This window comes from Nonomuraea jabiensis, assembly GCF_014204795.1.
Lineage (GTDB): Bacteria > Actinomycetota > Actinomycetes > Streptosporangiales > Streptosporangiaceae > Nonomuraea > Nonomuraea jabiensis.
In genome coordinates this window covers 7,866,608-7,892,654 of record NZ_JACHMB010000001.1, presented here as the reverse complement: position 1 = coordinate 7,892,654, position 26,047 = coordinate 7,866,608, and the positions used below count along the sequence as shown (strand labels likewise).

Here is a 26,047-nt window from a genome sequence, read left to right as displayed (position 1 = left end):
GATGACCTCGGCGGTTATCAGATAGGCCACGTACCGTGATCATGTGACGGCGTCCCGGATGCAGATCCGGATCGAGGCATCGAGGGACATCGACGGTGCCCCGGCGTGGTGGCAGCTGCAGACCTCTCTCGCTCGGCGGCCACGTCGGTGTGCCGGTGCGGGGTCCCGGACTGGTGGGCTCGCTTATTCAACTGTCGTCAGTTCGGCGGGGTGGCCTAGGCAGTGGTGACCGTGTGTGGTCGCCTGGGGCGTAGCGGTGGTAGGTGGCTCCGGTCTCGGCGGCGAGCTTGGCCGTGGTGACAACACCGCCAACGGAGCCAACGCCAGGCAGGCGGCGTGGGGCGGCGGCAACAACCAGCAGTGGCGCCTCAACAGCACGGGCAACGGCCGCTACCAGATCATCAACCGCGGCACCGGCACCGCCCTGGACGGCATGGGCAGCAACGCCGGCTCCACCGTGGTCATGTGGACACCGAACAACAGCACCAACAACCAATGGACCATCACAGGCGTGTGATGGCCCCAGAAGCCATCGCAAAAGGACCGGGCCGCCATATGTTCAATGGAGGTCAAAGAAGGACCGCACCCGCTCGGCCACCACCGCGGCCGTCCTGCCTTCCGGGCCGAAGTGGTCGAGCCGGTCGAGGGTCTCCAGGGCCGCGTCCGGCAGCATGTCGCGCAGGGCCGCGAACTCTTCCCGGTGCGCCGCCTTCGAACGCCCCCCGCACAACACCAGCACCGCCGCCTTGACCCCCGCGAACTCGGCCAGGCGGCCCTGCTGGGCGGCGATCTGTCCGTGTTCGGCGAGGTTCGCCGCCAGCAGCGGCCGCATCCGTCGCCAGCCCGCCCCCCGGTAGAACAGCCGCATCACCGTACGCAGATACCAGTGCGGCAGCTTCTCCATGAACGGCGGTGCCCCGCCAGACCCTCGGATGAAGTGCACGAACGCCCCATAAGGGTCGCCCGCCGCCAGCCGTTCCCGGTAGGGCGCCATCCAGCCGGTGGGCACGGGCGAGACCGGCACGCCGGGCTCGTAGACGGCGATCCGGTCGAAAACGCCGGACGTGCGCGCCGCCTCCAGGAGGACGAGCCCACCGTAGCTGTGCCCGAACGCCAGCCGCGCCCCCGTCCCGTTCCGCACGGCGAGCAGGTCCTCGACCTCCTTGCGTAAGGAGTAGTCCGGTCCCAAGGGCCCGCTGTCGCCCCGCCCCCGCCGCTGCACCAGATGCACCGTGAACGAGCCGGCCAGCGCCGAGGCCAGCGGCAGGTAGTCGTCGGCGGTGCGGAACGTCCCGCCGAACAGGATCATGGCCGGTCCCCTGCCCATGGTGCGGAAGGTGATCGCCGTGCCGTCGGCTGAGGTCACAACGGTGTCGTTCATCGTCCTGCTTCCTTCTCGAGCCGGTCGAACGTGCTCAGCAGCCGGGCGGTCTGCTCGGCGTACTCCTCGTAGGCGATGCCGCTCTGCTCCACCAGCACCGCCAGCTTGTCTTCGAAGCCGCGCCGCACCGAGGCGACGAGCTCCTCGCCCGCCTTCGTCAGGCTGAGGCGGTGCCGCCGCCCGCCGCCCGGGTCGGGCCGCACGTCGAGCAGCCCGTCGGCGGCCAGGACTCCGGCCATGCGGCTCACCGACGCCTCGGTCACCCCCAGGTATTCCGCCAGCGTGCGCTGCGTGCTCGCGCCCAGCTCGCCCACCAGGGTGAGGGCGAGGAAGCGGTTGTAGGAGATGCCGTGACTGGCGCGCAGCAGCCGATCGGCCGCCCGGTCCAGGCGGGCGATCAGCACGTGCAGGTCGAGGCTCAGATTCCGTCCCATGCCTTCTAACTTAACATGCTAACTTAGAAATGCAAGTTGCTCCCGAGCCTTCGGCTGAGGCATAAGGTGCGGGCGTGCTTCCTGCTGATTTCTACACAGGCATCGTCGCCGAGTTGTATGGGCCGCTGAAGTCCGTCGCCCAAGCTCCAGAGCCCTATGCGGTGTTTGTCCGAGAGGCTGGTTCCCCGGCTCTGGAGCTGGGGTGTGGGGACGGCGATCCATTGCTCGACCTGCGCTGGCGTGGCCTGGACGTCGAGGGTGTCGACTCCTCGGCGGACATGCTGCAGCGGTGCCGTCGCCGGGCGCGGAAGCAAGGCGTCGATGTCGTCGTCCACCACCAGCGCATGGAGGCGCTCGATCTCGTCAACGACCTGTTCTCCTGCCGAGCCGAGTGGTTGAAAGGCGACTACTTCAACGCCGCGGGCGTGCTCCTGCACGGCCACGCCGCCAACCTCCAGGCCGCCGTCGATCTCATCTGTGACCGCATCCGCCAAGCCGACCAGGTCCTGTCCGCTCTGGGGGACAGACTCCGGCACCGATATCGTGACCCTGACCTGCGCGCCTGCCTCGACACTCTCGACGACTTCTGCGCGGGTAATCTGCGCTGGTCCCTGGAGACCACCCGCTACAACGGGACCGGCATCGCCTGGAACGGACGGCGCACCGGAAGGGTCACCTTCCACCACGACCAGACCGCCATCACCGAGGTCCCGGAAGCGGCCACGGGCTGAGCCGCCTGGCCGCCGACATCCTGGCGGCGGTCGTCCAGCAGGGCGCGAGCGGCTACCGGTGGGACGTGGACGGCTCCCGCATGGTCGCCGCTGACCCGCGCGCTCTGGCCGACGACCAAGCGCACAGCGCTGCAGGAGGATGGTGCGGTGGAGGAACGACGAAGCCGTGCGTCGCGAGGCCGGGACACGATCCTCAAGGTCAGGTGATCAAGGGCATCGGAGGTCACGGCTCTTGAGTGGACCGAAGCTGGTTGATTGCGTGTTGAATTCCGACTGATCGTCCCGCCATGCGACAGCATCGACTCGCCAGGAGCGGTGGCGGTTTCGTGTCCCTAGTCCGGATCGATGGTGATGCGCTGGGCGAACGCGGCCTCGTTGGTCAGGTCCGCCTCCGCCTTGGCGCGCTGGGCATCTGCCTGTTGCCGCGCTGATCTTCAAGGCGTCTGCGCGCCGCCTCTCACTGATCTCCAGAGCTTTCATGGAGATGAGAAGTGCCGGGACGGACGTGAGGCTGCCCACGATGCCCGCGGCAGCTGCCCAGAGCTGGACGGATGTGAGCTTCCGGCTCAGGCGCCGGCGCGGCCGACGGCGGGCGGCGAGTCGTCTGGCGGTCCAAGCGGAAAGGCGGGGAGCACGGTTGCGTCCAGGCATGTGCCCAGCGTGGAGGAGATGTGGGTCGGCGTGTTGCGGTGTTCTGCCCCAGATGGGTTTGGCGTGCGAGGTGGAACGTCCGGGACTACGAACGCAAGCCGTCGGCGGTCACAAACCCCAGCGTTTCGGGTGCTTCCCAGGCCGTCAGCTGCCGGTCGGGATCGGTTTCCTGGTGCGAGAGCTGGTTGATCAGATCGGCGAGCGGCCAGCCATCGGTGCGATCATCATGGTGTGTGGGGCCGTCCCTTGTCGCCTTTACTCCCGTCACTTTGTCCACCACCCGGCCTGACCCCGTCGAGCAACCGCGCCGCATGGGCCCGAGCCTCCGCCGGGTCGAGGGGGGCGTGCCCGACCAGTAGCCGGTACCAGAAGGGACCGAAGACCAGGTCGGTCATGTGCTCGAGATCCGCGCCCGGTTCGACCTCCCCACGCTCGCGAGCCCGTTCGAGCATCGCCAGCACGACCGCCCGCCGGCTCTCGACCCACTCGCGGAAGGGTCTGGCGAACTCGGGATCCAGCTGCGCCTCAGCCATCAGCCCCTGCAATGCCCTGGCCCGCAACGGATATCCGGCAATGCCGTACAGCCGGCCGAGGAACGCGGTCAGGTCATCCTCGAGTCCCCCGGCGTCGGGGTCGGGCACGCGCTCGGCGACCCGCTGGGTGTAGGCCTCCATCACCAAGTCGGCCCGGGAACGCCACCACCGGTAGATGGTGCTCTTGGCCACCCTGGAGCGTTCGGCGATCTTCTCGATGGTCAGAGCCTGATAGCCGATCTCCTCGAGGAGTTCCGCCGCGGCGTCGAGGACCGCCTGGTGCGCTTGCGGGCTGCGGGTCCGGCCGCCCCGTCTCGGTGCGCCCTCATCGATTGACACGGTGTTGATCGTAAGTTACTTTCCAATCGAAACGCAACGTAGCGATTGAATTGGGGCGAAGCATGAGCCGTATCGTTGTCTCCCATGAGTACGCCAGCGGGCCCGAGCACGCCTGGTATCCCCACTTAGGTGCCGAGCTGGCCGGCCGTGGCCATGAGGTCCGCATCCCGCAGCTGCCCGACCCCGAGACGCCGCAGCCTGCCGCCTGGCTGAAGACCCTGGCCGCCGAAGTGGACGACCCCGCCGACACGGTGCTCGTCGGGCACAGCATCGGCGGCGTGAACGTTCTGCGCCTGATGGAGCAGCATGACCCCGAGATCGATGGCGCCTACGCCGGGGCGCTGCTGGTTGCGACCCCGGCCCACGAGGTCGGCTACGACGTGTTGGCCGGTTTCTTCGAAGGAGGGTTCGACTGGGCGCACATCCGCCGGGCCGCCGCGCGGATCAGGGTCCTGGTGGCCGCCGACGACCCGGTGCTCACGCCCGACCCGCTCGGCCACGTGCGGCTGTTCGCCGCCAACCTCCGTTCGACCGCCCTGGTGACCCCGGAAGGCCTGCACTTCAGCCGCCTGCAGGAGCGCGCCGAGCTGCACGAAGCCGTCGCGCTGGTCAGCGAACTGCTCGCGTGAGCCGGCAGGTCACTCCGCGTCGATGGAAGACATGGCTGCTCACGCTCGTCTCCATCTACGTGCTGCTGCTGGCGATCACGGCTGTGGCCGAGCCGGTGCTCGCCCCACTCGCGCCGCCAGTCAGGCTCGCGCTTGTCCTCCCTGTCGTCACAGCCCTCATGACCTGGGTGGCCATGCCGCCGCTGACCAAGCTGTTCGGCCGCTGGCTCACCCGCTGAGCCGGACCCTCCAGCGGCCCGTGTGGCGGCGGCCACCTCCGCCACACTCAGGCGAACGCCAGGCCCTTGGTTGAAGTTTTCTCGGGTCCGCGCCCGGCAAAGCCCCCCGTGTCTTGCAGAGTTCCCGTCACTTCGAGCGTGCCTTCTGGCTTCCGTGGAGATGGCACGGCAACGGGCTGGACGCCGCTGGCTGGTGCCAGCTGGCGGACGTCGATGAGGCGGTAGCCGACCTGGTGCTCGCCGCTCTCCTTGACGCCGCACTACCGGCCTGCCTGGAACCGGCGTTCTCGCCGAGGTCGTGGTCGAGGCCGGGCGCGAAGGCCACGGTGAGCCGGGTCAGGGTCGGCGGCCTCGAGCGCAGCCGGCGCGTCGGGGTGCTCAGCGACCGCCTGGCGAAGCTGCTGCACGGTCAAGCCCGCACAGGGGATCGCTTCGATCGTGACGCGTACATCGTCGCTCATGAGCGCTCTCCTGGGCGACGTTAGCCCTCACCCGCACTCGCCCGCGGGTGCCCTGGGAGGAGGGGGAGGTGATGGCCGCCGAGCGGGATGCCGGGTCTCAGCGGGATGCCGGCGGGTTTCCGGGACGAGGCGGGAACAGGACCGTCCGGCATCCAGGAATCGGGGTGGGGGCCACGCATTCGTTGGGGGTGTTCTTGATGACGCTGGTGCGCAGAAGGCTGATGTCCCCCCTTACGGAGAAGATGCCGCCACCCCTTTCACCGGCGATGTTCCTGGTGATGAGACTATCGATGATCCGCGTTTGAGAGGTGGTGGAGTCGGCGAAACCGCCGCCGGACGAGGTCGCCCGGTTGCGTATGATCTTGCCTTTCTTGATCTCCATGGTCCCCGCGTTGGAGACGCCCCCGCCGCTGGAGCGTGCCTGGTTGTTCGTGACCGTGCTGTCGGTCAGGCTGGCGACTCCGTCGTTTCGGATGGCGCCGCCGAAGGTCAGGGCCGAATTGCCGGAGAAGACGCTGTCTATGGCTTTCAGGGTGCCGAGAACGAGGATGCCGCCGCCCGAGGCTGCCTCGCCCTCGCCCCGGAGTGCGGTCAGGCCGCGTGCGGTGGCAGACGGGCGGCTGAAGCCGACACTGTTGTCGGTGACCGCGCTGCGGTAGAGCAACGTCAGGGATCGCCGGTCGCCGAAGATGCCACCGCCTTCCGACTGGGCACTGTTGTGGGTGATCCTGCTGAACTTCAGGGACAGCGTGCCGCGGTTGATGATGCCTCCGCCGACGAGGGTGACACCATCGATGAAAGCGGCACCGCCTCTGATGGTCACCCCGATCAGGGTGAGAGAGGCGTTCTCGCCTACCTCGGCGATCCTGAAGGTGGTGGAGGCGTTGGCATCGCGGCTGATGGTCGCCTTTTTGCCGTGGATTACTATTTTTCCGGTAATGGTGGGAAGCGCGTTCGTCCCTCCGGGGGTGAAGGGATCGGTGAAGCTGTAGGTGCATCCCTCGTCCAGCTCGATAAGGCCCGAGTCGGTTCCCGTGACGCCGCCCTGCACGGTGATGATCGCCTGCGCCAGGCCGGCCGATCCGCCGTTGGCGCCGACGCAGGGCACGAACACCGTGCTCTGGGCTTGTGCCGGTATCGGCGTCACTGCCAGCGCAATGCTCCCCAGACAGCAAGTCAGTCGAGACAATGATCGCATAAAATCCCCCGCAATATGCGCGAACTCTTACCTTGTACCGATATCTCCCGCAAGGGAATGCGAGCTAAACAATGCCATAAATATACTGATTCTAGAACTTGGGGAATAAAAGTACTTTGCGGGCAAATAGGAATCAGTCAGCAGATTCCTTCAAGGGCTTGACCGCGAGTTCCCTGGAGCAGGATGGCGTGGATCAGGGAGGCTACGCCGTCGTCGTTGCTGGGAAGCAGGATCCGGGCGGCTGCCTTGACCTCGGGTGAGCGTTAGCGACGGCCGCGGGCAGTCCGGCCTTGCTGAGCATGGGAATGTCGTTGGGCATGTAGGCGCTGGCCGAGCGGCTCGACCGAGGCACCGAGCAGATCGAGGAGGGTGCACCGCAGGTTCGCCGCGCCTTGTTCTGCCTGGGATGACAGCGTGCGGGTGGTGGACGCCGGCGATAGCCAGATCCGGACGTTTCGGTTCCGGCGATGATCCTCAGCCGCAGGTCTGGTAGCTGCTCGGGATCCGCGCCGGTGTCGTCCCTTCAAATGGTGATCTCGGAGGCGTGAGCCGCCGTGCCCAAGGCTCACACAAAGGAGGCCGGGGATGGCTGACCTGTTCGACAGGTTTTTGCAGCACGTTCGCAGGACGGGCAGCCCGGACAAGGCGATGAGGATCATGTGACCTGGCCCTGTTGATGGAAGAGTTAGGGCGTGTCTTATGGATCATTGAACAGGGTCTTTGAGCCAGGTTCTGATCGAGGCGACGTCGATGGTGCCCTGGTGGACGATCTCGCGCTTGTCGGTGCGCAGCGCGACCGCACGATAGGCCCTCAGCTTGTTCACGCACCGTTCCACGGTGTTGCCCTCGCGATAGCGCTCCTGGTCGAAGTTCGGCGGCCCGCGATTTCCGCCGAGCGTGCCCGGCTTGTGCGGGTGGTGGCCGCCCGGGCGCTGCGCGGTACCGCCGGACTAGCGCCCGCGCGAGCGGTACTTGGCGATCTTGGCAAGGTTGCCGCAGCGGTCCATCGAACACCAACGACGGCGGCGCGCTTGGGAGTCGTCGAGGAACACCAGCGTGCAGTCAGGGCTCTCGCACTCTTTCACTCTCGCGGCAAGAGGCCCGCTGAGCAGGTCGATCCCGTCCCGCGCGAGGGTGGACAGCGCCGCGTCGACCGGCGTGGGGGTCGGCCATCGCGCGGTGAGGGGGTTCGTGTCTGAAGCGGTGGCGGCCTCCAACTGCGGCGCAAGATCGGCGACGGCCGCCACCCGGTTGATCACCGCCAGCGCGTGCTGGTCCGGTCGCGCCCCGTCGAGCACACAGCGCACCAGCCGGTAAACGGCCTCGCGCAGTTCGCGGGCGTGGTCCAGCTCGTCCTTGGAGACCGGCGGCGGCTCGTTGGCGAGACCGACCTCGCGCAGCCACCTGCCGAGGTGCTCGGGTGCGGGCAGGCGCTCGATGTCGAGCGTGCCGCGCTTGCCGAGCGTGTCCACCAGGTCCAGACATGGTCGGCCGCCGACGAAGACGAAGGCGGCGAGCGGCTCGGCCTGGGACGTTCGCGGGTTCATGGCTGCACCCTACCAGTTGACACCAGTTGAACCAGTGTTGCAGGCTGACACCTGTTCAAGTGGTGTCACAGAAGAGGGTCATGCGCGCTGTAGTGGTGGAGGCATTCGGAGGTCCGGAAGTCCTCAACGTCGTCGAGGTGCCCGATCCGTCACCCGGCCCCGGCCAGGTACTGGTCCAGATCGAAGCCGTGGGGGTGAACCGGGCTGACGCGCTCCTCCGATCGGGCCGTTACCACCGGGCCGACCCGCCGCCCGTGATCCTTGGCCTGGAGGCGGCCGGAACGATCAGCACCTTGGGCGACCACACGCACGGCTTCCACGTCGGGCAGAAGGTGCTGATGATGGGGGAGCCCAACGCACCAGGTTTCTACGCCGAGCAGGCTGTGGTCCCGACCGAGCAGGTGCTGGCGCTGCCGGACGGCGTTGATCCGTTCCACGCAGCGGCGCTGCCGGTCGCATGGCTGACAGCCTGGTACTGCCTCACCACCCTTGGACAGATCCAACCCGGTCAAACGGTGCTGATCCACGCGGCGGCCAGCGGCGTGGGGAGCGCGGCGGTGCAGATCGCCGCGGCGGCGGGGGCGCGGGTGATCGCGGCGGCCGGCACCGAGGAGAAGACCGCGTGGGTGGCCGGACTCGGCGCGCACGAGGTGCTCGACTCCCGGCAGTTGTCCGGCGACGACCTCCTCCAGCACGTCAAAGCCTTGACAGGCGGACGCGGGGCCGAGGTGGTGCTCGACACGGTCGGCGGCGACGTCTTCCCGCTGAGCCTCAAAGCCGCCGCGCCGGGCGGCCGGGTCGTGGCCTTGGCCAACGTCGCCCTGGCGCCGAGTGTGATCGACACACGCGACTTTTATCCGAAGAACGTGAGCATCCACGGCTACCAGTCCGCCAACCTCGTTGAGCTCGGATACGACCCGCGTGCCGACCTCGAGCAGCTGATCGCGAAGGTGGCCGACGGCGATCTGCGCGTACCAGTGGATTCCGTCTTCGCCCTGCAGGACGCAGCGGGAGCGCACCGACGCTTGGAGTCCCGCGCCAACCGCGGGAAAGTCATGCTCAGCACCAGCGATGGACATGGGCTGCCCGGCTGACAAGCCGCTGCTCCATCGATGAGGGCGAGGGCAGAGCGCCCGCCCTCATCGCGCGGGCCAAGCTGGACGTCGAAAAAGGGCTGAAACCGACCGCGCGGCACGATCGCGAGCGCGGCGCCGCCCGGCAGAGGCCGACGACTCCCGCGGCACCGTCATCGTCTCCGTCGAAGCAACCGCCCGGGCCCCGACGGGCCGGCCCAGCCTCACCCTGGCTGACATGACCCGCAAGCCCTCGACGCCGCTTGATGGCGATGTCCCGGGGTACTCAACGAACGCCCCCGAGCGAAACGACGATCTCCCGCCATGCGCGACGAACGCCCTAAAGTGAAACGGCGGTTCCCACCACACCCAACAAGCGCCCGAGCGGCACAGCGGGCCCCTGCCGCCCCCAACGGGCCTGCCCTGAGGAAGACGACAGTCGCCGCCGGACGCGGCGTGGTCCGGCGGCTCGCTGTGTGGCAAGGTGCCTGGGGTGGCGCAGCTGCGCGGGTCGCCCTAGGAGCCCAATACGGCGAGCGGGTAGCTGCGCGTAAGGAGCAGGCGCGGGCCAAGGCGGCACGCGAGCGCCAGCAGGCCAGTCGGGATGAGCCACGCAGGCGGCGGAAGGCGGCACGCGGGATGAGTCTCCTGGATCTGGAATCGGTGGTGAGCCGCCCCTCGCGGAGGTCCTCGACGGTCAGGCGGTGCCACGGCTGGATGCCCCCGGCCTCGATCACCTCCGCCAGTTGCTCGAACGCCTCGGGGTACTGCGTCGGCACCGGCCCGTTGTACTCGCCGGCCACGATCGTCTTGTCCCCCACGGCCGCGCGCACGTCCTCGATCGCGCCGGGGATCAGGTACGGGTCCCCGTACAGGTGGACGTCGAAGACGTCGTAGGCGTCCCGGCCCTCCTCGATGACCTGGAGGAAGAAGTCCCGCTCGGCGTCGGGCTCGTCGGAGGCGGAGAAGACGCCGGGCGGGCAGCCGCCCAGCACCACGGCGGCGTCCGGGTCGGCGCTCTTGACCGCCTGGTGGAAGGTGGCGAGGTGGGCCACGTAGTCGGCGGCCCACCGGCCCAGAAGAGTTACAGGGCTCGTTCTCGCACTGCCATTGACGTGCTCCCCGGTGTAACGCCGAGGATTCCGGCCCGTGCCGCACGGATGCGGCACCTCCTTGGCTTCCTGCTTCACTGACCTGAGCCACCGAGGTGGTCTTACCGGGTCTCCACAGGCTTTCAAACCTTACGGCTCCGTTCCCGCCCGTCCGGCGGTACCTGACGCGATCACGGTACCAGACGCCGGTCCTGCCTTGGCGGCGAATCGGCTTTCCTGCCTCGTACCGCTCCGAGTCGGATGTCCATGACCTCACGGTCCCCGGCCGCCCTGGTAGCAGGCTGGCAGCGCGCTGTCAGGGCGTGCGCAGGCGGACGGGGCCGAACAGGCCGGTGGCGCGCTGGCCGGGGAAGACGAAGTGGGTGGGGCTGATCTCGTCCATGAACGGGCCGAGGGTGCCGAGGACGAGGATCTCGATGGTGTTCTCGCCGTCGTCCAGCCGTACGTCGAAGGTGTAGGGCGAGCACACCCGGATCCCGCAGGGCCGGCCGTTCACGGTGACCTCGGCGGTGCCGCGCACCCTGCCGAGGTCGAGCGCGCCGGGCCCGGCGGCGGCGGTGATCGTGGTGCGGTAGCGGACGCCGCCGCTGTAGCCGGACAGGCCGCGTTCCTCCCAGTCGCCGAGCCGCATCCGGCCGGGGCCGCAGGTGAAGCGGACGGGGCCGGTCAGCGACCCGGCGACCGCCAGCTCCGTTCCGTGGATCCGTACGGGACCCGTCGCGTCCACCTCGATCCCGGTCACGCCGGGCGGCGGGTCCAGCAGGAGGCGTCCGGGGCCGAGGTGTCCGCCCGGGACCGCGAACCCGGCGGGCAGCGCGGTCGCGCGCCCGTCGAGCCAGTCCGCCTCGGGCAGCGGATGCGGCCGGGGCCGCAGGTGGAGCGCGGCGGGGTCGCCCTGCTGGCGCCGCCGTACGCGGGGCCGCGACTGCCAGCCGGGGCCGGAGACGGCGAGCCCGTCCACCAGCACCCAGCCGTCCGACTCCACGCTGATCGTGTTGCCGCCCGGCCGGAGCAGGCCGGAGACGTCGTAGCGGCGCACCCGGGGGATGTCCGCCTCCTCGTACGGGTCGAACCCGCCCTGCCGGCCCGCTTCCACCCCGTTCACCAGCACCCGGCAGTACGCGGTCGAGGCCACCTGCAGCAGCTCGTACGGAGGCGCGCCGGCGTGCACGGTGGTCTCCATGGTCCCGCCGATCCACTCGGGCAGGACGGCGTCGCGGGGGTCGGCGACCAGGCAGGCGTAGGCCCGCAGGTCGAGCTCCTCGTCGGGGACGAGCCGCAGCTCCAGGAGGTACGTGCCGGGGGCGAGCGGCACGCGCGAGACCGCCGCGTATCCCGCGTCGTCCAGCGGCAGCTCCTCGCCGTCCAGCCAGGCGGTCTTCGCCGCGCCCGCCCCGATCGCCAGCAGGCCGCCCTCGGACACGGTGAGCAGGCTGCGGAAGCGGGCCTCCTCCCCCACCCCGACCGTCCCGAAGGCCAGGAACTCCACGGGCACGTGCCCCTTGGGGCCGAGGGTCTCCCGGTGGATCGGGTCCTTGCGCAGGCCGCGCGAGGGCGACCACACCGAGGGCGTCCACGGCCCGTCGCCCACCCGCTGCTCGCCCCGGGGTTCGAACGTGACGTGCACCGGCTCCCCATCCGGGGTGCGCAGCGTCCAGCGCTCGACGACGGCGCGGCTGCCGAAGTCGGACCAGGTGTCGTCCAGCGTCGGCACGAGCTCGACGTCCCACTCCTCGCCCAGCTCCACCTCGTGCCCGAAGCTGGGGCGCGGCTCCGGTATCCGGGAGGTCCCGTCGAAGATCAGCAGCGCGGCGGGCCCGTCGTCGAAGGGCACGACGACCTCCACGGCGTCCCCGTCGTCCCCGTCCGTGGTGCACGGCAGCGCCCGGGGCTCCCCGCCGAACGGGCTCGCCAGCAGCGGCGTCCCGGAGACGCCGCGCACCTTCACCCGCATCTCGCGGGCGTACCGGGACGGGTCGAAGTCGATGGCGGCGTCCAGCCAGCCCAGCTCGACGCCGCGCTCCTCGGGCCGCCCCACGCCGATCCTGCTGGCCATGGGGAACGCGGCGGTCAGGAACACCAGCGTGGTCTCCCCGATCTCGCGCACCAGCGGCGGCACCGGCGCCTCTACCCGCCGTTCGAGCCCGGCCAGCGCCGCCCCGAGCCCTTCGGCGCTCTCGGCGAAAACGACGGGAAGCCCGTCGGGGAGCCCGTCGGGGACGGCCCCGACGGCGACCAGCAGCCCGCCGCCGGCCGCGAACTCTTTCAGCCGCGCGGCCACGTCCTCGTCGAGCACGGTCACGGCGGGCAGCACGACGGCCCGGTACGCCTCGGTGGAGACGGCCAGCCGCCCGTCGCGCACGTCGGCGCGCCGCACCGAGTCCTCGTCGATCACGTCGGCGTCGAGGCCGAGCCGGTCGAGCGCCCCCGGCACGGTCGCGAACCACGCCATGTCGCCCACGAGCTCCCGGTAGACCTCCTGCGCCCGCGCGGCCTGCGCGCCGACGCCGTCCAGCCGGGTTCCGGCCTGCGACGTCGCGGTGGGCAGGAGCACCGCGACGTCGCAGGCGTGGCGGCCCAGGGACAGGGCCGCGCACAGGCGGGTCACCGCGTCCGCGAAGACCCGGTGGTGCCGCCAGTAGGGTTGGCGCCAGTCGGTGGACGGCGGCGCCCACTCCCACCAGCCGCGCCGGGTCGTGTAGTAGACGGCGTGCGGGTTGTAGAGGTTGGCACCGGCGCGCAACCAGGGCAGCAGCCAGTCGAAGGTCTCCTCCAGGGTGCCGCCCCAGCCGCTGGAGTGGAACGCCTCGATCCAGGTGCGCGGCCGGCCGTACAGGTGGGCGAGGGAGGAGTGCAGGCGCGCGTCGCCGTGGTGGTCGGAGCCGGGCGCGCCGTACCAGCGGTGGGTACGCGCGTAGTCGGCGTAGAGCCGCACCCCGTCCACGGGATGCCCGGCGCGGGCCGGGTCCTGCTGGTCGCAGCCGTTGAGCAGGCCGTGGCGCTCGTGCCAGGCGGCCAGCGGCCGGAAGAACGCCTCCTCGGCCAGCTCGGCCCGGGTCACCTGGTAGGCGTGCCAGTCGGGCGCGTCGAGGCTGAACGGCCGGCCGCGCCGGGCCGCGTACTCCTCGGCGAACGTCGCCGACCAGGTGGGCACGGTCGGCAGCTCGTCCTGGAACGACCCGGCGATCACCTTGCCGAACCAGTGGCCGACCCGCCGCTCGAACTCGCCGTGCACCCGGTCGAGCAGCACCGCGCACGCCTCGCGGGACAGGTAGTCGAAGCCGCGCGTCGAGACGGTCCCGTCGGGGGCCAGCCACTGCCCGGCGAATTCCGGGCGTTCCTGGACGAGACGGGCCTGCAGGTCGGCGCCGGAGAAGCCGAGCTGGTCGTAGAACCACAGGTACGCGCCCAGCTCGAAGGCGTCGGCGCAGACGCCGTCCAGCAGCTCCCACCACGCCTCCGACAGGAACGGCGGGTCGTCGGCGTCGGAGCCGAACAGCGGCCCGGACGGCGCCAGGTTGAGGATGACGAGGTTGCGCACTCCCCCGGCGACGAGCCGCTCCATCTGCCAGCGCAGCCGGTCGCGGCGCAGCGGCTCGCCGCTCCACCACCAGATGGCCGCCGGGGAGAACTCCCGTGGCGGCTCGCGGAGCACGTCGAGAACGGTCATCCCTTGAGCCCGCTGGAGAAGCCCTTGATGACGTAGCGCTGCAGCACCAGGAAGACCAGCACGATGGGCAGCGCCCCGAGGACGAGCCCGGCGAAGACGAGGCCGTGGTCGGAGACGTACTGGCCGACGAAGGCGAAGACGCTGACCGGGACCGTCTCGAACCCGGAGCCGCCCAGGTAGAGCAGCGGGGTGAAGAAGTCGTTCCAGATGAAGACGGCGTTGAGGATCAGCACGGTGCCGGTGATGGGCCGCAGCAGGGGGAAGACCACCCGGGTGAACGCCGTCAGGTGGGAGGCGCCGTCGATCTGGGCGGCGCTGGCGTACTCGCGGGGCAGCGCGCGGATGAAGCCGGTGTAGAGGAAGACCGTGAAGGGCAGCTGGATGCCGGTGTAGAAGAGGATCATCCCGGCGTGCGTGCCGATCAGCCCCAGGTCGGTCACCAGCTCGTAGAGCGGGATCATGCCGAGCTGGAACGGCAGCACGATGCCCAGCAGGAAGAGGACGTACAGGCCGTAGCCGAGCCTGCTGTGCACGCGGGCCAGGAAGTAGGAGGCGAACGAGCCGAGCGCGATCAGCAGGACCAGGCTGACCACGGTGATCACCGTGCTGTTGACCAGCGACGGGCCGAGCGCGGCGGCCGACCACGCCTTGCCGAAGTTGTCCAGCGTGGGCGGGTCGGGCAGCGCCAGCGGCGTCTGGGAGATCTGCGCCGGGTCCTTCAGCGACAGCGAGATCAGCGTGTAGACGGGGAACAGGAACGCCACCGCCGCCGCGATCATCACGATCTCCAGCAGGAACGTCCTTCTCACGCGCTCACCTCCCGGTTGCGCAGGTAGTAGACCTGGACGAGGGAGACGGCCGCCACGAACAGGGCCAGCACCAGCGCGATCGCGGTGCTGTAGCCGAACTTGCCGAAGACGAACGCCTGCTTGTACAGCACCGTGGACAGGGTCTCCGTGGCGTAGCCGGGGCCGCCGTTGGTGGCGGCGAAGATCTGGTCGAAGAGCTTGAGCCCGCCGATCGTGGAGAGCATGAGGTTGATCGTCACCGCGGGGGCCAGCAGCGGCCAGGTGACGTAGCGGAAGCGCTGGAAGGTGCCCGCCCCGTCGATCATGGCCGCCTCGTGGAGCTCCTTGGGCACGCCTTCGAGCCCGGCCAGGAAGATGACCATGGAGTATCCGGCGTACTGCCACACGACCATGCCGGCGATCGACCACAGCGCCACCGACGGGTCGCCCAGCCAGTCCACGCTCAGGCCGAGCAGCCCGTTCAGGCCCGCCGACGGGTCGGGGTTGTAGACGTACTTCCACAGGAACGCCACCATGACCGGGCTGACGACCACGGGCGCGAAGAAGATCACCCGCAGCAGCGCCCGGCTCTTCAGCTTGGCGTTGACGCCCAGGGCCAGCAGCAGGCCGACGCCGTTCTGGACGGCCACGATGGCCACGGTGAGCAGCAGCGTGTTGCCGATCGAGCCCATGGCCTGCTCGTCGTTCAGGAGCGCGCCGAAGTTGGCCAGGCCGACGAAGGACATGTCCTGGCCGATGCCGCTCCAGTCCGTGAAGGCGTACACCACGCCGGCCGCGGCCGGGTAGAGCACGACCAGCGCGTAGACGACGAGGGCGGGCGCGGCGAACAGCCAGGACGGCGAGTTGGCGCTGAAGCGCCGCCTGCGCCGCGTGCCGGCCGTGCGCCGCTGGACAGTCAGGGAAGTCACTTCTTGTACGCCTCGTCCATCTTCTTCAGTGCCTCGTCGATGGTCGACTTGCCGGCCAGCAGCTCCTGGATCACCGCGAAGTGCACCGGCTGCACCTCGGCGTTGGGCCAGCGCTGGTCCATGAACGGCACGGCGCGGTCCTTGGTGAACGGCAGGAACGACTGGACGGCCGGGTCGATGGTCGAGGAGGAGTCCTGGGTGAGCGGGATGGCGGCGATGGCCTTGGCCCAGGCGTTGATGTTCTCCTGCTTGCCGAGGAAGTCGATGAACGCCTTGGCCTCCTCCACGTGCTTGCCCTTGGCGCTGGCGCCGAGGCCGACGACCACGCCGGCGGGGATCCACACCTGGTTGGCGTCGTCCGCGCCCGGCACGGGGAACATCGACAGGTCGTCGGGCGAGGAGGCCGCCTTGCGGAAGTCGGGCAGCACGGCCGACACCTGGATCGCCATGCCGGCCTTGCCGGTGGCCACCATGGAGATCTGCTGCTCGAACGTGGTGCCGTTCGGCTTGTCGTTGAAGAAGCCGCGCTTCTGCAGCTCCAGGTACATCTCCATGGCCTGGCGCCAGCCCGACTGGGCGAAGGAGGTCTGCCCGGCGAGCTGCTTGTCGTCGAACGTCGGGTCCTTGGCGTAGACGGTGGAGGGCACCAGCGCGTACGTGATGAGCTGGGTGACCCACGGCGTCTGCGCGCCCAGCGCGATGGGCGTGATGCCGGCCTTCTTCAGCTTGTCGCAGACCCCGAGGAACTCCGTCCACGTGGTGGGCGGCGCGTCCACGCCGGCCTTCTCGAACGCCTTCTTGTTGTAGACGGCGCCGATGACCGACGAGCCCGCGGAGTAGATGTAGGTCTTGCCGTCGAGCTGGAAGGCGGGCTTGAAGCCGGTGGGAATCGTCTGCGTCCACGCCTGGGCGGACAGGTCGGCCAGCAGCCCGGCCTTGGCGATCTGGGTCATGGACATGGCGCTGCCGTTGCCCGGGTAGACCACGTGCAGGTCGGGGGCGTTGCCCGCGCCGAGCTGGGTGCGTACCGAGGTCTGCACCTGGTCGGTGGGGGCGAAGGAGGCGGTGAGCCGCACCTCCGGCTTCGCCTTCTGGTAGGCGGCCAGCAGCGCGTCCATCGGCGCCTTCTGGTCGGCGACGCCGAGGAACTTCAGGTCGACCCCGGCGGCGGACCCGCCGCCCGTGGTGGCCGTGGTCTCGGGCTTGGTCGAGCAGGCCGTGGCAGCGGCCGCCACGGCGAGGCCACCCATCATGCGGAAGAACTGGACCCGGCTCAGTCGGGCGTCACGCAGATCGGTCATGTCATGTCTCCTCGCCGGCGCCGGGGCGGCCGATACGAACGTTTTAATGACGGGGCTGTTAAGTTAACAGCGGATTTTGTTAAAAATGAGGGATGTCGGGAGGGTACGAGTCGCCCGAGAAGGGTGTCAAGAGTAGGATCCGCAACCGTCCAGGCGAGGGTGAGGGCTCAGGGTGAATTCGCGGCAGCACACCTCCGGCAAGTCCGCCCGGTGGCGGGACATGGCCGAGCACATCGTACGGCGTGGCTCGGCCACGGTGACGGAGCTCGCGGAGAGCTTCGACGTCAGCGTGATGACCGTGCACCGCGACCTCGACGAGCTGGAGCGCCAGGGCATGGTGCGCAAGGTCCGCGGCGGCGCCACCGCCCAGGCCTCCAACGTCTGGGAGAGCAACATCGCCTACCGGCTCACGGCGCACACCGCGGAGAAGGACGCGATCGCCAGGGTGGTGGCCGGGCTCATCGAGCCGGGCAGCTCCGTGATGCTCGACGACTCCACCACGGCCCTGGCCGTCGCCCGCCACCTGGGCGAGCTCGCGCCGCTGACCGTGCTGACGAACTTCCTGGAGGCGATCAGGCTGCTCGCGGCCACCCCCGACATCCGGCTCATCGCGCTCGGCGGCGAGTACCACGCCACCCACGACTCCTTCCTCGGGCTCGGCTGCGTGGACGCGGTCGAGGCGGTCAGCACGGACGTGGTCGTGGTCTCCACCTCGGCGGTCTCCGACCAGTTCGCCTTCCACCAGGAGCAGGAGATCGTGCTGGTCAAGCGGGCGATGCTGGGCTCGGGCACCCGCCGGATCCTGGCCGTGGACGGCTCGAAGCTGGCCAGGGTGGCGCTGCACCGGGTCGCGCCGCTCGACGACTTCGACGTCATCGTGGTCGACTCCAACGCGCCCGCCGAGATGCTGCAGCGCCTGCGTGACCGGCATCGGCGGGTCGAGGTCGCGCAGTTGTAACACTCTGGTCTGTGATTTGTAACTTAACTCTTGTTACAAGCTTGCCCGCTTGCTACAAAGTGAGGGCTTTCGACCCCCACCTGAGGAAGCAGCATGCACACCCGCCGTTCGTTCCTCGGTCTCAGCGCATTAGCCCTGGCGTTCAGCACCGACCTCGCCGACCCGTGGACCGCCGCCGCCACGGTGAAGGGCGACTACCCTTTCCAGCTCGGCGTCGCCTCCGGTGATCCCCTGCCCGACCGGGTGATGCTCTGGACCCGGCTGGCGGTCAGGCCGCTCGAACCGCTGGGCGGCCTGCCGTACAACAAGATCAAGGTCGAGTGGGAGATCGCCGAGGACGAGGCGTTCACCCGGCGCGCGGGGCACGGCTCCACCTGGGCCACCCCCGAGTACGGCCACTCGGTCCACGTGGACGCGAAGGGGCTGCGCCCCGGCCGCGACTACTTCTACCGCTTCCGCACCGGCGGCGAGCTCAGCCCGGTCGGCCGGACCAGGACGGCGCCCGCGCCGCGCAGCAGCCCCGAGTCGCTGCGGCTGGCCTTCGCCTCGTGCGCGTCGTGGCAGGACGGCTACTACGCCGCCTACCGCCACCTCGCCGAGGAGCGTCCCGACGTCGTCTTCCACCTCGGGGACTACATCTACGAGTACGGCATCGTGCCCTCGGGCGGGAACCGCAACACGCCGGTGCCCGAGCAGTTCCGGGTGCAGTGCGACACGCTCGACCGCTACCGCGTCCAGTACGGCCTCTACAAGAGCGACCCCGACCTGCAGGCCGCGCACCAGGCGGCGCCGTGGATCGTCACCTGGGACGACCACGAGGTGCTCGACAACTGGGCGGGCCGCTTCGGCCCCGGCGGCGAGGTGTCCGAGCAGGACTACCTGGTGATCCGCGCCAACGCCTTCCGCGCGTACTGGGAGAACCTGCCCATCCGGGTGCCCGCGGTGCAGGGGCCCGACGCCCGGATCTACCGCAGGTTCTCCTTCGGCGACCTGGCCGAGTTCAACGTGCTGGACACCCGGCAGTACCGCGACGACCAGGTCTGCGGCGACGGGCAGCAGATCGACTGCGCCGAGCGGCTCGACCCGGCCCGCCAGATGCTCGGGGCCGAGCAGGAGAAGTGGCTGCTCGACGGCCTGGGCGCGTCCCGCGCCAAGTGGAACGTGCTGGCCCAGCAGATCGCCATGATCCAGCTCGACTACGACGCCGGGCCCGCGCAGAAGCTCAGCATGGACCTCTGGGACGGCTACAAGGCCGCCAAGGACCGCGTGCTGAACGGCATGGTGGAGCGGCAGGTCAGCAACCCCGTCGTGCTGACCGGCGACATCCACTACAACCTGGCCGGAGAGCTCAAGGCCAACTTCGACGACCCCTCCTCGCGCACGATCGGCGTGGAGTTCGTCGGCACCTCCGTCAGCAGCGGCGGCAACGGCAACCCGAACACCGGCCTGCCGCCCGGCGGCACCGACGCGGTCAACCCGCATCTCCGCTTCTCCAGCTACCAGCGCGGCTACGTCTCCTGCGAGGTCACCAGGAGCCAGTGGCGGGCGGACTTCAAGGTCGTGCCGTACGTGGACCGGCCCGGCGCGCCGGTCTCCACCAGGGCCAGCCTCGTGACCCTCGACGGCGTGCCCGGCCTGCACGCGCTCTGACCAGGAAGGACAGACCATGCGACTCCTCACCGCCGCGCTGGCCGCCACCGCCGCCGTCGTCCTGACCGCCCCGGCCGCCGCCCACGCGCAGGACCCCTCCGAACCCCCGTCGAACCCGTCGCTCACCGTCAGGTCGGGCGCCTCCAAGGGCACCGGCAGGCTGACGCCCATCGCGGGCGCCGACCGGGTCGTGGCCCCGCTCGGCGTGGACCCGGCCTGCCCGGCCAAGCTCGAGATCGGCATGCGCAGCGACGCCAGGAAGCCGTCGTACGCGACCATGTCCGTCGAGGTGACAGCGCCGCTGTCGGCCTCCCGCTCGATGCTGACCAGCTACCTGCCACCCGGCTACGAGCTCGGCGCGAAGCTGCTGATCGCCGTGCCGCCCGCCACGCCGCAGGGCGAGTACGCGCTGCGCCTGAAGACGCCGGACCGCACCCTGTCGGTCCCCGTCCAGGTCGTCACCCTGGACCAGCTCGACAACGGCGGCAATCTCGCCCTGCGCCGCCCCGTCACCGCCTCCTCCCAGCACACCAACGCCAACTACCCGCCGTGCAGCATCGCCGACGGCGACTCCGGCTCGAACGGCTGGGCCGGGGGCAACGGCTGGAACGACGCCACGTCCAGGGCCTGGCCGGACACGGTGTCGATCGCGCTGGGCGGCGCCAAGCAGATCTCCCGCGTCGACCTGTACACCCTGAACACCGAGCGCTACCCGGCCTCGAGCGTCGGGCTGCGCGACTGGGACGTGCAGGCGGGGCTGAACGGCCAGTGGCAGACGGTCGCGCAGGTCCGCGGCAACACCGCGGGCAGCGTCCGCTCGGACTTCGCCCCGGTCACGGCGGACGCGGTCCGCATCGTCGCCCTGGCCTCGAACGGCGCCAACGACTACACCCGCATCATAGAGGTGGAGGTCCGCTAGCCGGAGCCGTGGCTCACAGGGAGGCGCCGCCGCACATCACCAGGTGCTGGCCGGTGACCGCGCCTCCTTCCGGCCCGAGGAGGAAGGCGGCCAGTCCCGCGACCTCCTCGGGCCTGACGAACCGGCCCAGCGGCGGGACCCGTGGCGGCGTGGCGGCACGCCCGGGATCCCGCAGCATGGGGGTGTCCGTCGGGCCGGGGGCGACCACGTTGACGGTGATGCCACGCGGCGCCAGTTCCATGGCCCAGGAACGGGACAGGCCCACGAGCGCGGCCTTGGTCGCCGCGTACTGGCTCTTGCCCGCCGCGCCCGCCATCGTGCGGCTTCCGATCAGCACGACGCGGCCACCCGGGCGGATCGCGCCGGCCAGGGCGTTCACCAGAACGGTCGCGGCCTCGACGTGGACGCGCCACATGAGGGCGCCGTCCGGAGCCGAGAGGCGTCCGAGCGGTGCGGAGCGCTGCAGGCCCGCCGCGTGGACGACGGCGTCGACTTCCCCTACCACGGCGGATGCATCGGCCAGGAGGTCGAGGTCGGTCAGGTCGGCCTGGATCCACGAGAAGGCCGGGCTGTCCTGGGGGTGCTCCGGAGGGCGGGTACGGCTCATCCCGGTGACTTTCCAGCCCTCGCGGAGCAGGCGCGCGGCGATGGCCTGGCCGATGCCGGAGCTGGCCCCGGTCACCACCGCGTGCCGCGGCTCCTGCCCGGTGCGGCGGTCCGGCGTGGTGTCCATCGGCGCGTCAGCTGCCCGCGGCATGGGCGGCCCACTCGGGTCGTACCCGTACGTACTTGATGACGCGGCGGTGGTAGGTGAAGGCGATGTGCAGGTCACCGTCGGCGGTTTCCTGGATGGACGGGTAGGAGAACTCCCGGTTGAGACCGTCGCGGGAGTTGTTGGTCAGGCAGTAGCCGTCGCCCACCTCCAGGTCGCGGCGGATCGGCCAGGTGCGCCCTCCGTCGTCGGACAGCGCGAGCGTCATGGGCGCGCGCGGGGCGCCCCAGAACGCGGTCCGCTCGTCGCTCCCGGCGGGTGCCGGCTCCTGCTCGGCAGGACTCGCCGGGGTCTCGGCGAGGCCGTCGTCATCGACCTCGTCGTACAGGGAGACTCTCCGCTCGGTGGCGTCGGCCGCGCTGCTGGCGTTGAACACCAGCGCGAGCCGGCCGTCGCGCAGCGTGACGTACTGGATGGAGGAGTTGTTGTTGGGCAGCTCGGTGGCGGCGGGCGCGCTCCAGGTCACGCCCTCGTCCGCCGACCGGCTCGCGTAGATCGAATCCGCCCAGCGGCTGCGGAACAGCGCGAGCAGCGTGCCGTCGGCCAGGAGGTGGACGTTCATGTGGACGCAGCCGGTGCTCTCGGGGACGAGCTGTTCGCGCCAGGTCCGTCCCTCGTCGTCGGAGATCATGAGGGAGCTGGTGTCGCGGTCGCCGACCCAGCGCCGGCCCGGCGTGGTGACGCAGTTGAAGACGGGCAGGAGCCACCGGCCGGAGGGCAGCACGAGCACGGGCTGCCGGACGAAGACGCCGCCGCGGCTCGTGGCGGGGAACAGGGTGTGCACGGGTCCCCAGGTCTGGCCGTCGTCTCGCGAGATGCGACGGCGGACTTCGGCGGTGTCCTGGTTGCCGGCGTGCTGGGCGGTGTACAGCAGCCACAGCTCCCCGGCGGGCGTGGGGAACAGGACCGGGTTCTGCTCGGAACGCGTCATGTCGTCGGACAGGCGCGCGGGCGTGGACCAGGTGTCGGCGCCCTTCTGCAGCCGGGAGAACCAGATGGAGATGTCCGAGACGCCTTCCTGCGTGCCGCCGAACCACACGCAGCCGAGATCACCGTCGCGCAGCGACATGAGGTTGGCCGCGTGGTTCTGCACGGCCGGCGCGATCAGGTACGCCTCGTGGCGGTCCGGATCGTCGTCGCGCACCCGGATCAGGCCGTCCATGGGCAGGTCATCGGGGACGGAGGTCGGGGACTGGCTCACTGCTCTCCTTGGCGGGACTGGGCTCGGGCGTCGGTCAGGTGGGACTTGGCGACCTGTTCGAGGTGGACGAGGTCGGAGGCGATGGTGGCGAAGGTGTACCCCTCGGCCAGGCGCTTGGCGGCCGTCCCGCCGTCCGGGGTGTGGATGCCGGCGGCGATGCCGGCGGACCTGGCGGCTTCGCGCACCGTGACCAGCGCGTCCTCGAACTGGGAGGCGATCGCGGGGTCGCCGGGGAAGGCGCCGCCCAGGGCCAGGCACAGGTCGGACGGGCCGACGTAGACGCCGTCCAGGCCGGGGGTGGCGACGATCGCCTCGATGTTCGCCAGCCCCTGCGCCGTCTCGATCATGGCGAGGGCCAGCACGGTGGCGTCGCTGTCCGCCGGGCGCGGTCCGATGCGGAGCGCCGAGCGCATCGGGCCGTACGAGCGGCGCCCCGCCGGCGGGTAGCGGGTCGCCGAGACGGCCGCCGCGGCGTCGTCGGCGGTGTCGATGAGCGGCACGATGACGCCCGCGGCGCCCGCGTCGAGGGCCCGGCCGATGGGGGCGGGGCTGTTCGCCTCGACCCTGACCAGGCCCGCGGACACGCCGCCCGCGTCGATCGCGGTCAGGCCGCTCAGCAGCCCCGAGTAGCCGAGCAGTCCGTGCTGGGCGTCCAGGCACACGTAGTCGTAACCGAGGCGCGCGATGCGCTCGGTGGACACGGGCGAATCGAGCACGGACCAGTAGCCCAGTGCCGGTTGCCGGGCGCGGATCCTGGCGGTGAAGTCGGTGATGCTCACGGCTGGCCTTCTCCTCGGTGGTCGGCTCTCATCGGTTGTAGGCGGGCATGGGGCCGCGCAGCGCCGCGCCCACGCGGTCGCAGGCTGCCACGACGTCCTCGGGAAGCGGCCCCGCCGCGGCGGTCGCGAGGTTCGCGCGCAGGTGTTCGACCTTGGAACCGCCGAGCAGGAGGGCCCCCACGCCGTCGCGGTGAAGCAGCCACCGCAGCGACAGCTCGACGAGGGAGACGCCCGCCTGCGCGGCTATTTCGCCGAGGGCGGTGACGGCCTCGAACAGCGCCGGGTTCCAGTACCGCTGCCGGTACATGGGGGCGAGCTTGGAGTCGCCGAAGCGGCCGGCGGACGGGTCCTGCTCGAAGGTGTGCCGCCCGGTGAGCAGGCCCCCGCCGAGCGGGTTGTAGACCATGGTCGTCAGGCCGGTGCTCTGCGCGAACTCCAGGTACTCCTCCTCCACCCGGCGGGCCAGGAGGTTGTAGAGCTGCTGGGCGACGACCGGCCGGGGCGCGCCGACGGCGTCGGCGGTGTGGTTGAGCTCGGCGATCTGCCAGGCCGCGTAGTTGGAGACGCCGAGCGCGCCGATCTTGCCCTCGGCGACGAACTCGGCGATGGCGCCGAGCGTCTCGGCCGGCGGCGTGCGGCGGTCGGGCTGGTGCAGGTAGAACAGGTCGACGTGGTCGACCCGCAGGCGGCGCAGGCTGCCTTCCAGGCTCGCCCGCAACGCCTTGGCGGACAGCGGCGCGTGATCGCCCGCGTCCGGGTGGGGCATGCCGGCCTTGGTGGCCAGGACGACCCGGTCGCGCCGGGTGGCCAGCAGCGGTCCCAGGATGGACTCGGTCGCGCCGCCCGCGTAGACGTTCGCGGTGTCCACCCCGGTGATGCCGGCGTCGAGCGCCGCGTCCAGCATGCGCGCGGCCTCGTTCGCGTCGGCCGTGTCGCCGAACGTCATGGTGCCCAGCACCAGCCGGGACAGCCCGACGCGCGCCCCAATCGAGGTCGCTGCCGGTACGGAGGTTGTCATCGGTCGGTTCCTCGCTGAACGGGTGTCCCGGGGGACTGCTTGGTGGACGGGGCCCGCACCAGCTCGCGCGGCTTGCGCCCGCGGATGGCGGACGGGTCCAGCGCGGCCCTGCGGAGGGCGCGGGTGTAGGGGTGGGCGGGCGCGGCCAGCACCTTCCGGGTCGGGCCGGACTCGACCAGGCGCCCCTTGCTCATGACGATGATGTCCTCGCTGATCTCCCTGACCACACCCAGGTTGTGGGAGATCACGACGTAGGTGAGGCCGGTCTCGGCCTGGATCTTCATGAGCAGGGCGAGGACCTGCGCCTGGACGGACACGTCCAGCGCGCTCGTCGCCTCGTCGCAGACCAGCAGGTCGGGTTGGGAAGCCAGGGCCCTGGCGATGCCGATGCGCTGCCGCTGGCCGCCGGAGAACTCCGGCGGGCGGCGCTCGAGGGCCGTGGCGGGCAGGCCCACCTGGTCGATGAGCCTGGCCGCCTCCTTGGCCCGCGCGCGCCTGTCGCGCATTCCGCGCACGCGCAGCGGTTCCGCGACGATCTCCGCCGCCGACAGGTGCGGGTCGAGCGATCCGTACGGGTCCTGGAAGATCATCTGCACCCGGGTGCGCATCGGGCGCAGCTGTTTCTCACTCAGCCCCGCGATGTCGGTGCCGCCCACCACGATGCGGCCCGCGGTGGGCTTGACCAGCCGTACGATCGACCGGGCGATCGTGGACTTGCCGCAGCCCGACTCCCCCACGATGGCCAGGGTGCCGCCCTTCCGGACGGTGAAGCTGACGTCGTCGACCGCGCGGAACGTGCCGTGGGCGACGGGATAGTCCACGACGAGGCCGTCGACCTCGAGGAACGCGTCATCGGTCATCGGGATTCTCCCAGTGCCACCGGGTCGGCGGGCGACCCGTCGTCGGGGTGCGCTTCCTGCGACTCGCCGTCCTCGTCCCACGGGCCGAGCCGCGGGACCGCCGTCAGCAACTTCCTGGTGTACGGGTCGCCGGGCGCGTTGACGATCTGTTCGGCCTCGCCGGACTCGACGAACCGCCCGTCCTTCATGACATGGATGCGGTCGGAGACGAGCCGGGCCACGCCGATGTCGTGAGTGATCATGAGAATGCCGATGCCGGTGTTCTCCTGCACTTCGAGCAGCAGGTCGAGGATGCCCGCCTGGACGGTGACGTCCAGGGCGGAGGTCGGTTCGTCGGCGACGAGCAGGACGGGCGACCCGGCCAGCGCGAGCGCGATGAGCACGCGCTGCAGCATGCCGCCTGACAGCTGATGCGGATACTTGCGCAGCTGGGACTCCGGATCGGGGATGTGCATCCGGGCCAGCAGGTCGACGCATCGCGCGGTGGTCTCCGACTTGGACAGGCCACGGTGCGGCAGCCGCACGGCCTCACGGAGCTGCTGCCCGATGGTGTGGACGGGGCTGAGCGCCGTCATCGGATCCTGCGGGATGAGGGAGACGGTACGCCCGCGCACCTTGCGCGCCGCGCGCGGGTCGGCGATGACGTCGGCTCCCTGGAAGCGCGCTCTGCCGGACAGGACCGCCAGCTCCGGCGGCAGCAGCCGCAGGATGCCCATGGCCGTGGTGGACTTGCCGGATCCGGACTCACCGATGATCGTCACGGTCTCGCCCTGGCGGATGAGGAAGCTCACGCCGTCGACCGCGCGGACGACACCGGCTTCGGTGATCAGCTCGATCTGCAGGTCCTCGACCTCCAGCAGGGGACGGTCGGCCTCGTCGAACTCGGCTGTCATGC

At 70.3% G+C, this 26,047-nt stretch carries 24 protein-coding genes; 8 read left to right on the top strand and 16 right to left on the bottom strand.

Translation table 11 applies throughout. The features are described 5' to 3' along the window. Positions 1–256: 256 nt before the first annotated feature. Entirely contained in the window at positions 257–517 is a 261-nt protein-coding gene (locus tag HD596_RS62410) for an RICIN domain-containing protein (protein ID WP_221519671.1), read from the top strand. A 42-nt stretch (positions 518–559) separates the two neighbouring features. Here the strand turns inward: HD596_RS62410 and HD596_RS36065 are convergent, their stop codons facing one another. Further along, positions 560–1,381, bottom strand: a complete 822-nt coding sequence (locus tag HD596_RS36065) for an alpha/beta fold hydrolase (protein ID WP_185073968.1) — start codon at positions 1,379–1,381, stop codon at positions 560–562. Continuing rightward, complete coding sequence (locus tag HD596_RS36060) at positions 1,378–1,815, bottom strand: MarR family winged helix-turn-helix transcriptional regulator (protein ID WP_185073967.1); 438 nt, start codon at positions 1,813–1,815, stop codon at positions 1,378–1,380. The genes HD596_RS36065 and HD596_RS36060 overlap by 4 nt, the downstream gene beginning before the upstream one ends. A 74-nt stretch (positions 1,816–1,889) precedes the next feature. Here HD596_RS36060 and HD596_RS62405 point away from each other — a divergent pair, with 74 nt between their 5' ends. Continuing rightward, positions 1,890–2,546, top strand: coding sequence for a class I SAM-dependent methyltransferase (locus tag HD596_RS62405; RefSeq protein WP_313045680.1), 657 nt, complete (start codon positions 1,890–1,892; stop codon positions 2,544–2,546). Between the two features lie 875 nt (positions 2,547–3,421). Here HD596_RS62405 and HD596_RS36050 read toward each other — a convergent pair. Then, on the bottom strand, positions 3,422–4,069 hold the full coding sequence (locus HD596_RS36050; RefSeq protein ID WP_221519670.1) for a TetR/AcrR family transcriptional regulator: 648 nt from the start codon (positions 4,067–4,069) through the stop codon (positions 3,422–3,424). 62 nt (positions 4,070–4,131) lie between these two features. Between HD596_RS36050 and HD596_RS36045 the strand changes: the two genes are divergently transcribed. Together HD596_RS36045 and HD596_RS36040 are read left to right on the top strand one after the other, a co-directional pair. Beyond that, complete coding sequence (locus HD596_RS36045; RefSeq protein WP_185073966.1) at positions 4,132–4,698, top strand: RBBP9/YdeN family alpha/beta hydrolase; 567 nt, start codon at positions 4,132–4,134, stop codon at positions 4,696–4,698. Beyond that, complete coding sequence (locus HD596_RS36040; RefSeq protein WP_185073965.1) at positions 4,695–4,916, top strand: putative antibiotic biosynthesis monooxygenase; 222 nt, start codon at positions 4,695–4,697, stop codon at positions 4,914–4,916. Before HD596_RS36045 ends, HD596_RS36040 begins: the two co-directional genes overlap by 4 nt. 558 nt (positions 4,917–5,474) lie before the next feature. Here the strand turns inward: HD596_RS36040 and HD596_RS36035 are convergent. Continuing rightward, the gene (locus tag HD596_RS36035; protein WP_185073964.1) at positions 5,475–6,524 is read right to left on the bottom strand and encodes a hypothetical protein; all 1,050 of its coding nucleotides are present in this window, start codon (positions 6,522–6,524) and stop codon (positions 5,475–5,477) included. Between the two features lie 1,001 nt (positions 6,525–7,525). Beyond that, positions 7,526–8,122, bottom strand: coding sequence for a CGNR zinc finger domain-containing protein (locus HD596_RS36030; RefSeq protein WP_185073963.1), 597 nt, complete (start codon positions 8,120–8,122; stop codon positions 7,526–7,528). Positions 8,123–8,202: 80 nt separating this feature from the next. Here HD596_RS36030 and HD596_RS36025 point away from each other — a divergent pair, with 80 nt between their 5' ends. Next, positions 8,203–9,216, top strand: a complete 1,014-nt coding sequence (locus HD596_RS36025; RefSeq protein WP_185073962.1) for a quinone oxidoreductase family protein — start codon at positions 8,203–8,205, stop codon at positions 9,214–9,216. A 203-nt stretch (positions 9,217–9,419) separates the two neighbouring features. Here HD596_RS36025 and HD596_RS36020 read toward each other — a convergent pair whose 3' ends face one another. The 5 genes from HD596_RS36020 to HD596_RS36000 form a co-directional block, all read right to left on the bottom strand. Then, positions 9,420–10,385 carry a hypothetical protein gene (locus tag HD596_RS36020; RefSeq protein WP_185073961.1) on the bottom strand — a complete coding sequence of 322 codons (966 nt, stop codon included), beginning with the start codon at positions 10,383–10,385 and terminating at the stop codon, positions 9,420–9,422. A 217-nt stretch (positions 10,386–10,602) separates the two neighbouring features. Next, positions 10,603–13,977: a hypothetical protein gene (locus HD596_RS36015; RefSeq protein ID WP_185073960.1), complete on the bottom strand. Its 3,375-nt coding sequence runs from the start codon at positions 13,975–13,977 to the stop codon at positions 10,603–10,605. Further along, complete coding sequence (locus tag HD596_RS36010; protein ID WP_313045676.1) at positions 13,974–14,786, bottom strand: ABC transporter permease subunit; 813 nt, start codon at positions 14,784–14,786, stop codon at positions 13,974–13,976. Before HD596_RS36010 ends, HD596_RS36015 begins: the two co-directional genes overlap by 4 nt. Further along, a complete protein-coding gene (locus tag HD596_RS36005; protein ID WP_185073959.1) occupies positions 14,783–15,694 on the bottom strand; it encodes a carbohydrate ABC transporter permease in 912 nt (303 codons plus the stop codon). The genes HD596_RS36010 and HD596_RS36005 overlap by 4 nt, the downstream gene beginning before the upstream one ends. Then, positions 15,691–16,995 (bottom strand): extracellular solute-binding protein, encoded by a 1,305-nt coding sequence (locus tag HD596_RS36000; RefSeq protein WP_185073958.1) that lies wholly within the window; start codon positions 16,993–16,995, stop codon positions 15,691–15,693. The genes HD596_RS36005 and HD596_RS36000 overlap by 4 nt, the downstream gene beginning before the upstream one ends. A 172-nt stretch (positions 16,996–17,167) precedes the next feature. Between HD596_RS36000 and HD596_RS35995 the strand changes: the two genes are divergently transcribed. From HD596_RS35995 to HD596_RS35985, 3 genes are all read left to right on the top strand, one after another. Next, positions 17,168–17,953 carry a DeoR/GlpR family DNA-binding transcription regulator gene (locus HD596_RS35995; protein ID WP_313045673.1) on the top strand — a complete coding sequence of 262 codons (786 nt, stop codon included), beginning with the start codon at positions 17,168–17,170 and terminating at the stop codon, positions 17,951–17,953. A 93-nt stretch (positions 17,954–18,046) separates the two neighbouring features. Then, positions 18,047–19,603 (top strand): alkaline phosphatase D family protein, encoded by a 1,557-nt coding sequence (locus HD596_RS35990; RefSeq protein ID WP_185073957.1) that lies wholly within the window; start codon positions 18,047–18,049, stop codon positions 19,601–19,603. 16 nt (positions 19,604–19,619) lie between these two features. After that, positions 19,620–20,522 (top strand): discoidin domain-containing protein, encoded by a 903-nt coding sequence (locus tag HD596_RS35985; protein ID WP_185073956.1) that lies wholly within the window; start codon positions 19,620–19,622, stop codon positions 20,520–20,522. 13 nt (positions 20,523–20,535) lie between these two features. Here HD596_RS35985 and HD596_RS35980 read toward each other — a convergent pair whose 3' ends face one another. From HD596_RS35980 to HD596_RS35955, 6 genes are read right to left on the bottom strand one after another with little or no spacing between them, the layout of a single operon-like run. Then, entirely contained in the window at positions 20,536–21,255 is a 720-nt protein-coding gene (locus tag HD596_RS35980; protein WP_185078923.1) for an SDR family NAD(P)-dependent oxidoreductase, read from the bottom strand. A 7-nt stretch (positions 21,256–21,262) separates the two neighbouring features. Continuing rightward, the gene (locus HD596_RS35975; protein ID WP_221519669.1) at positions 21,263–22,495 is read right to left on the bottom strand and encodes a sialidase family protein; all 1,233 of its coding nucleotides are present in this window, start codon (positions 22,493–22,495) and stop codon (positions 21,263–21,265) included. Then, a complete protein-coding gene (locus HD596_RS35970) occupies positions 22,492–23,274 on the bottom strand; it encodes an HpcH/HpaI aldolase family protein (protein WP_185073955.1) in 783 nt (260 codons plus the stop codon). Before HD596_RS35970 ends, HD596_RS35975 begins: the two co-directional genes overlap by 4 nt. Positions 23,275–23,302: 28 nt before the next feature. Beyond that, entirely contained in the window at positions 23,303–24,292 is a 990-nt protein-coding gene (locus HD596_RS35965) for an aldo/keto reductase (protein WP_185073954.1), read from the bottom strand. Then, entirely contained in the window at positions 24,289–25,152 is an 864-nt protein-coding gene (locus HD596_RS35960) for an ATP-binding cassette domain-containing protein (protein WP_185073953.1), read from the bottom strand. Before HD596_RS35960 ends, HD596_RS35965 begins: the two co-directional genes overlap by 4 nt. Continuing rightward, positions 25,149–26,045, bottom strand: a complete 897-nt coding sequence (locus tag HD596_RS35955; protein WP_185073952.1) for an ABC transporter ATP-binding protein — start codon at positions 26,043–26,045, stop codon at positions 25,149–25,151. Before HD596_RS35955 ends, HD596_RS35960 begins: the two co-directional genes overlap by 4 nt. Positions 26,046–26,047 lie beyond the last annotated feature (2 nt).

What these genes read in the sequence shown, in the direction of transcription:
- HD596_RS36065 (WP_185073968.1), bottom strand. Translation starts at nt 1,381, where the DNA reads ATGAACGACACCGTTGTGACCTCAGCCGACGGCACGGCGATCACCTTC.
- HD596_RS36025 (WP_185073962.1), top strand. Translation starts at nt 8,203, where the DNA reads ATGCGCGCTGTAGTGGTGGAGGCATTCGGAGGTCCGGAAGTCCTCAAC.
- HD596_RS36000 (WP_185073958.1), bottom strand. Translation starts at nt 16,995, where the DNA reads ATGACCGATCTGCGTGACGCCCGACTGAGCCGGGTCCAGTTCTTCCGC.
- HD596_RS35960 (WP_185073953.1), bottom strand. Translation starts at nt 25,152, where the DNA reads ATGACCGATGACGCGTTCCTCGAGGTCGACGGCCTCGTCGTGGACTAT.
- HD596_RS35985 (WP_185073956.1), top strand. Translation starts at nt 19,620, where the DNA reads ATGCGACTCCTCACCGCCGCGCTGGCCGCCACCGCCGCCGTCGTCCTG.
- HD596_RS35965 (WP_185073954.1), bottom strand. Translation starts at nt 24,292, where the DNA reads ATGACAACCTCCGTACCGGCAGCGACCTCGATTGGGGCGCGCGTCGGG.
- HD596_RS35990 (WP_185073957.1), top strand. Translation starts at nt 18,047, where the DNA reads ATGCACACCCGCCGTTCGTTCCTCGGTCTCAGCGCATTAGCCCTGGCG.
- HD596_RS35980 (WP_185078923.1), bottom strand. Translation starts at nt 21,255, where the DNA reads ATGGACACCACGCCGGACCGCCGCACCGGGCAGGAGCCGCGGCACGCG.
- HD596_RS36030 (WP_185073963.1), bottom strand. Translation starts at nt 8,122, where the DNA reads ATGAACCCGCGAACGTCCCAGGCCGAGCCGCTCGCCGCCTTCGTCTTC.
- HD596_RS36060 (WP_185073967.1), bottom strand. Translation starts at nt 1,815, where the DNA reads ATGGGACGGAATCTGAGCCTCGACCTGCACGTGCTGATCGCCCGCCTG.
- HD596_RS36045 (WP_185073966.1), top strand. Translation starts at nt 4,132, where the DNA reads ATGAGCCGTATCGTTGTCTCCCATGAGTACGCCAGCGGGCCCGAGCAC.
- HD596_RS36015 (WP_185073960.1), bottom strand. Translation starts at nt 13,977, where the DNA reads ATGACCGTTCTCGACGTGCTCCGCGAGCCGCCACGGGAGTTCTCCCCG.
- HD596_RS35955 (WP_185073952.1), bottom strand. Translation starts at nt 26,045, where the DNA reads ATGACAGCCGAGTTCGACGAGGCCGACCGTCCCCTGCTGGAGGTCGAG.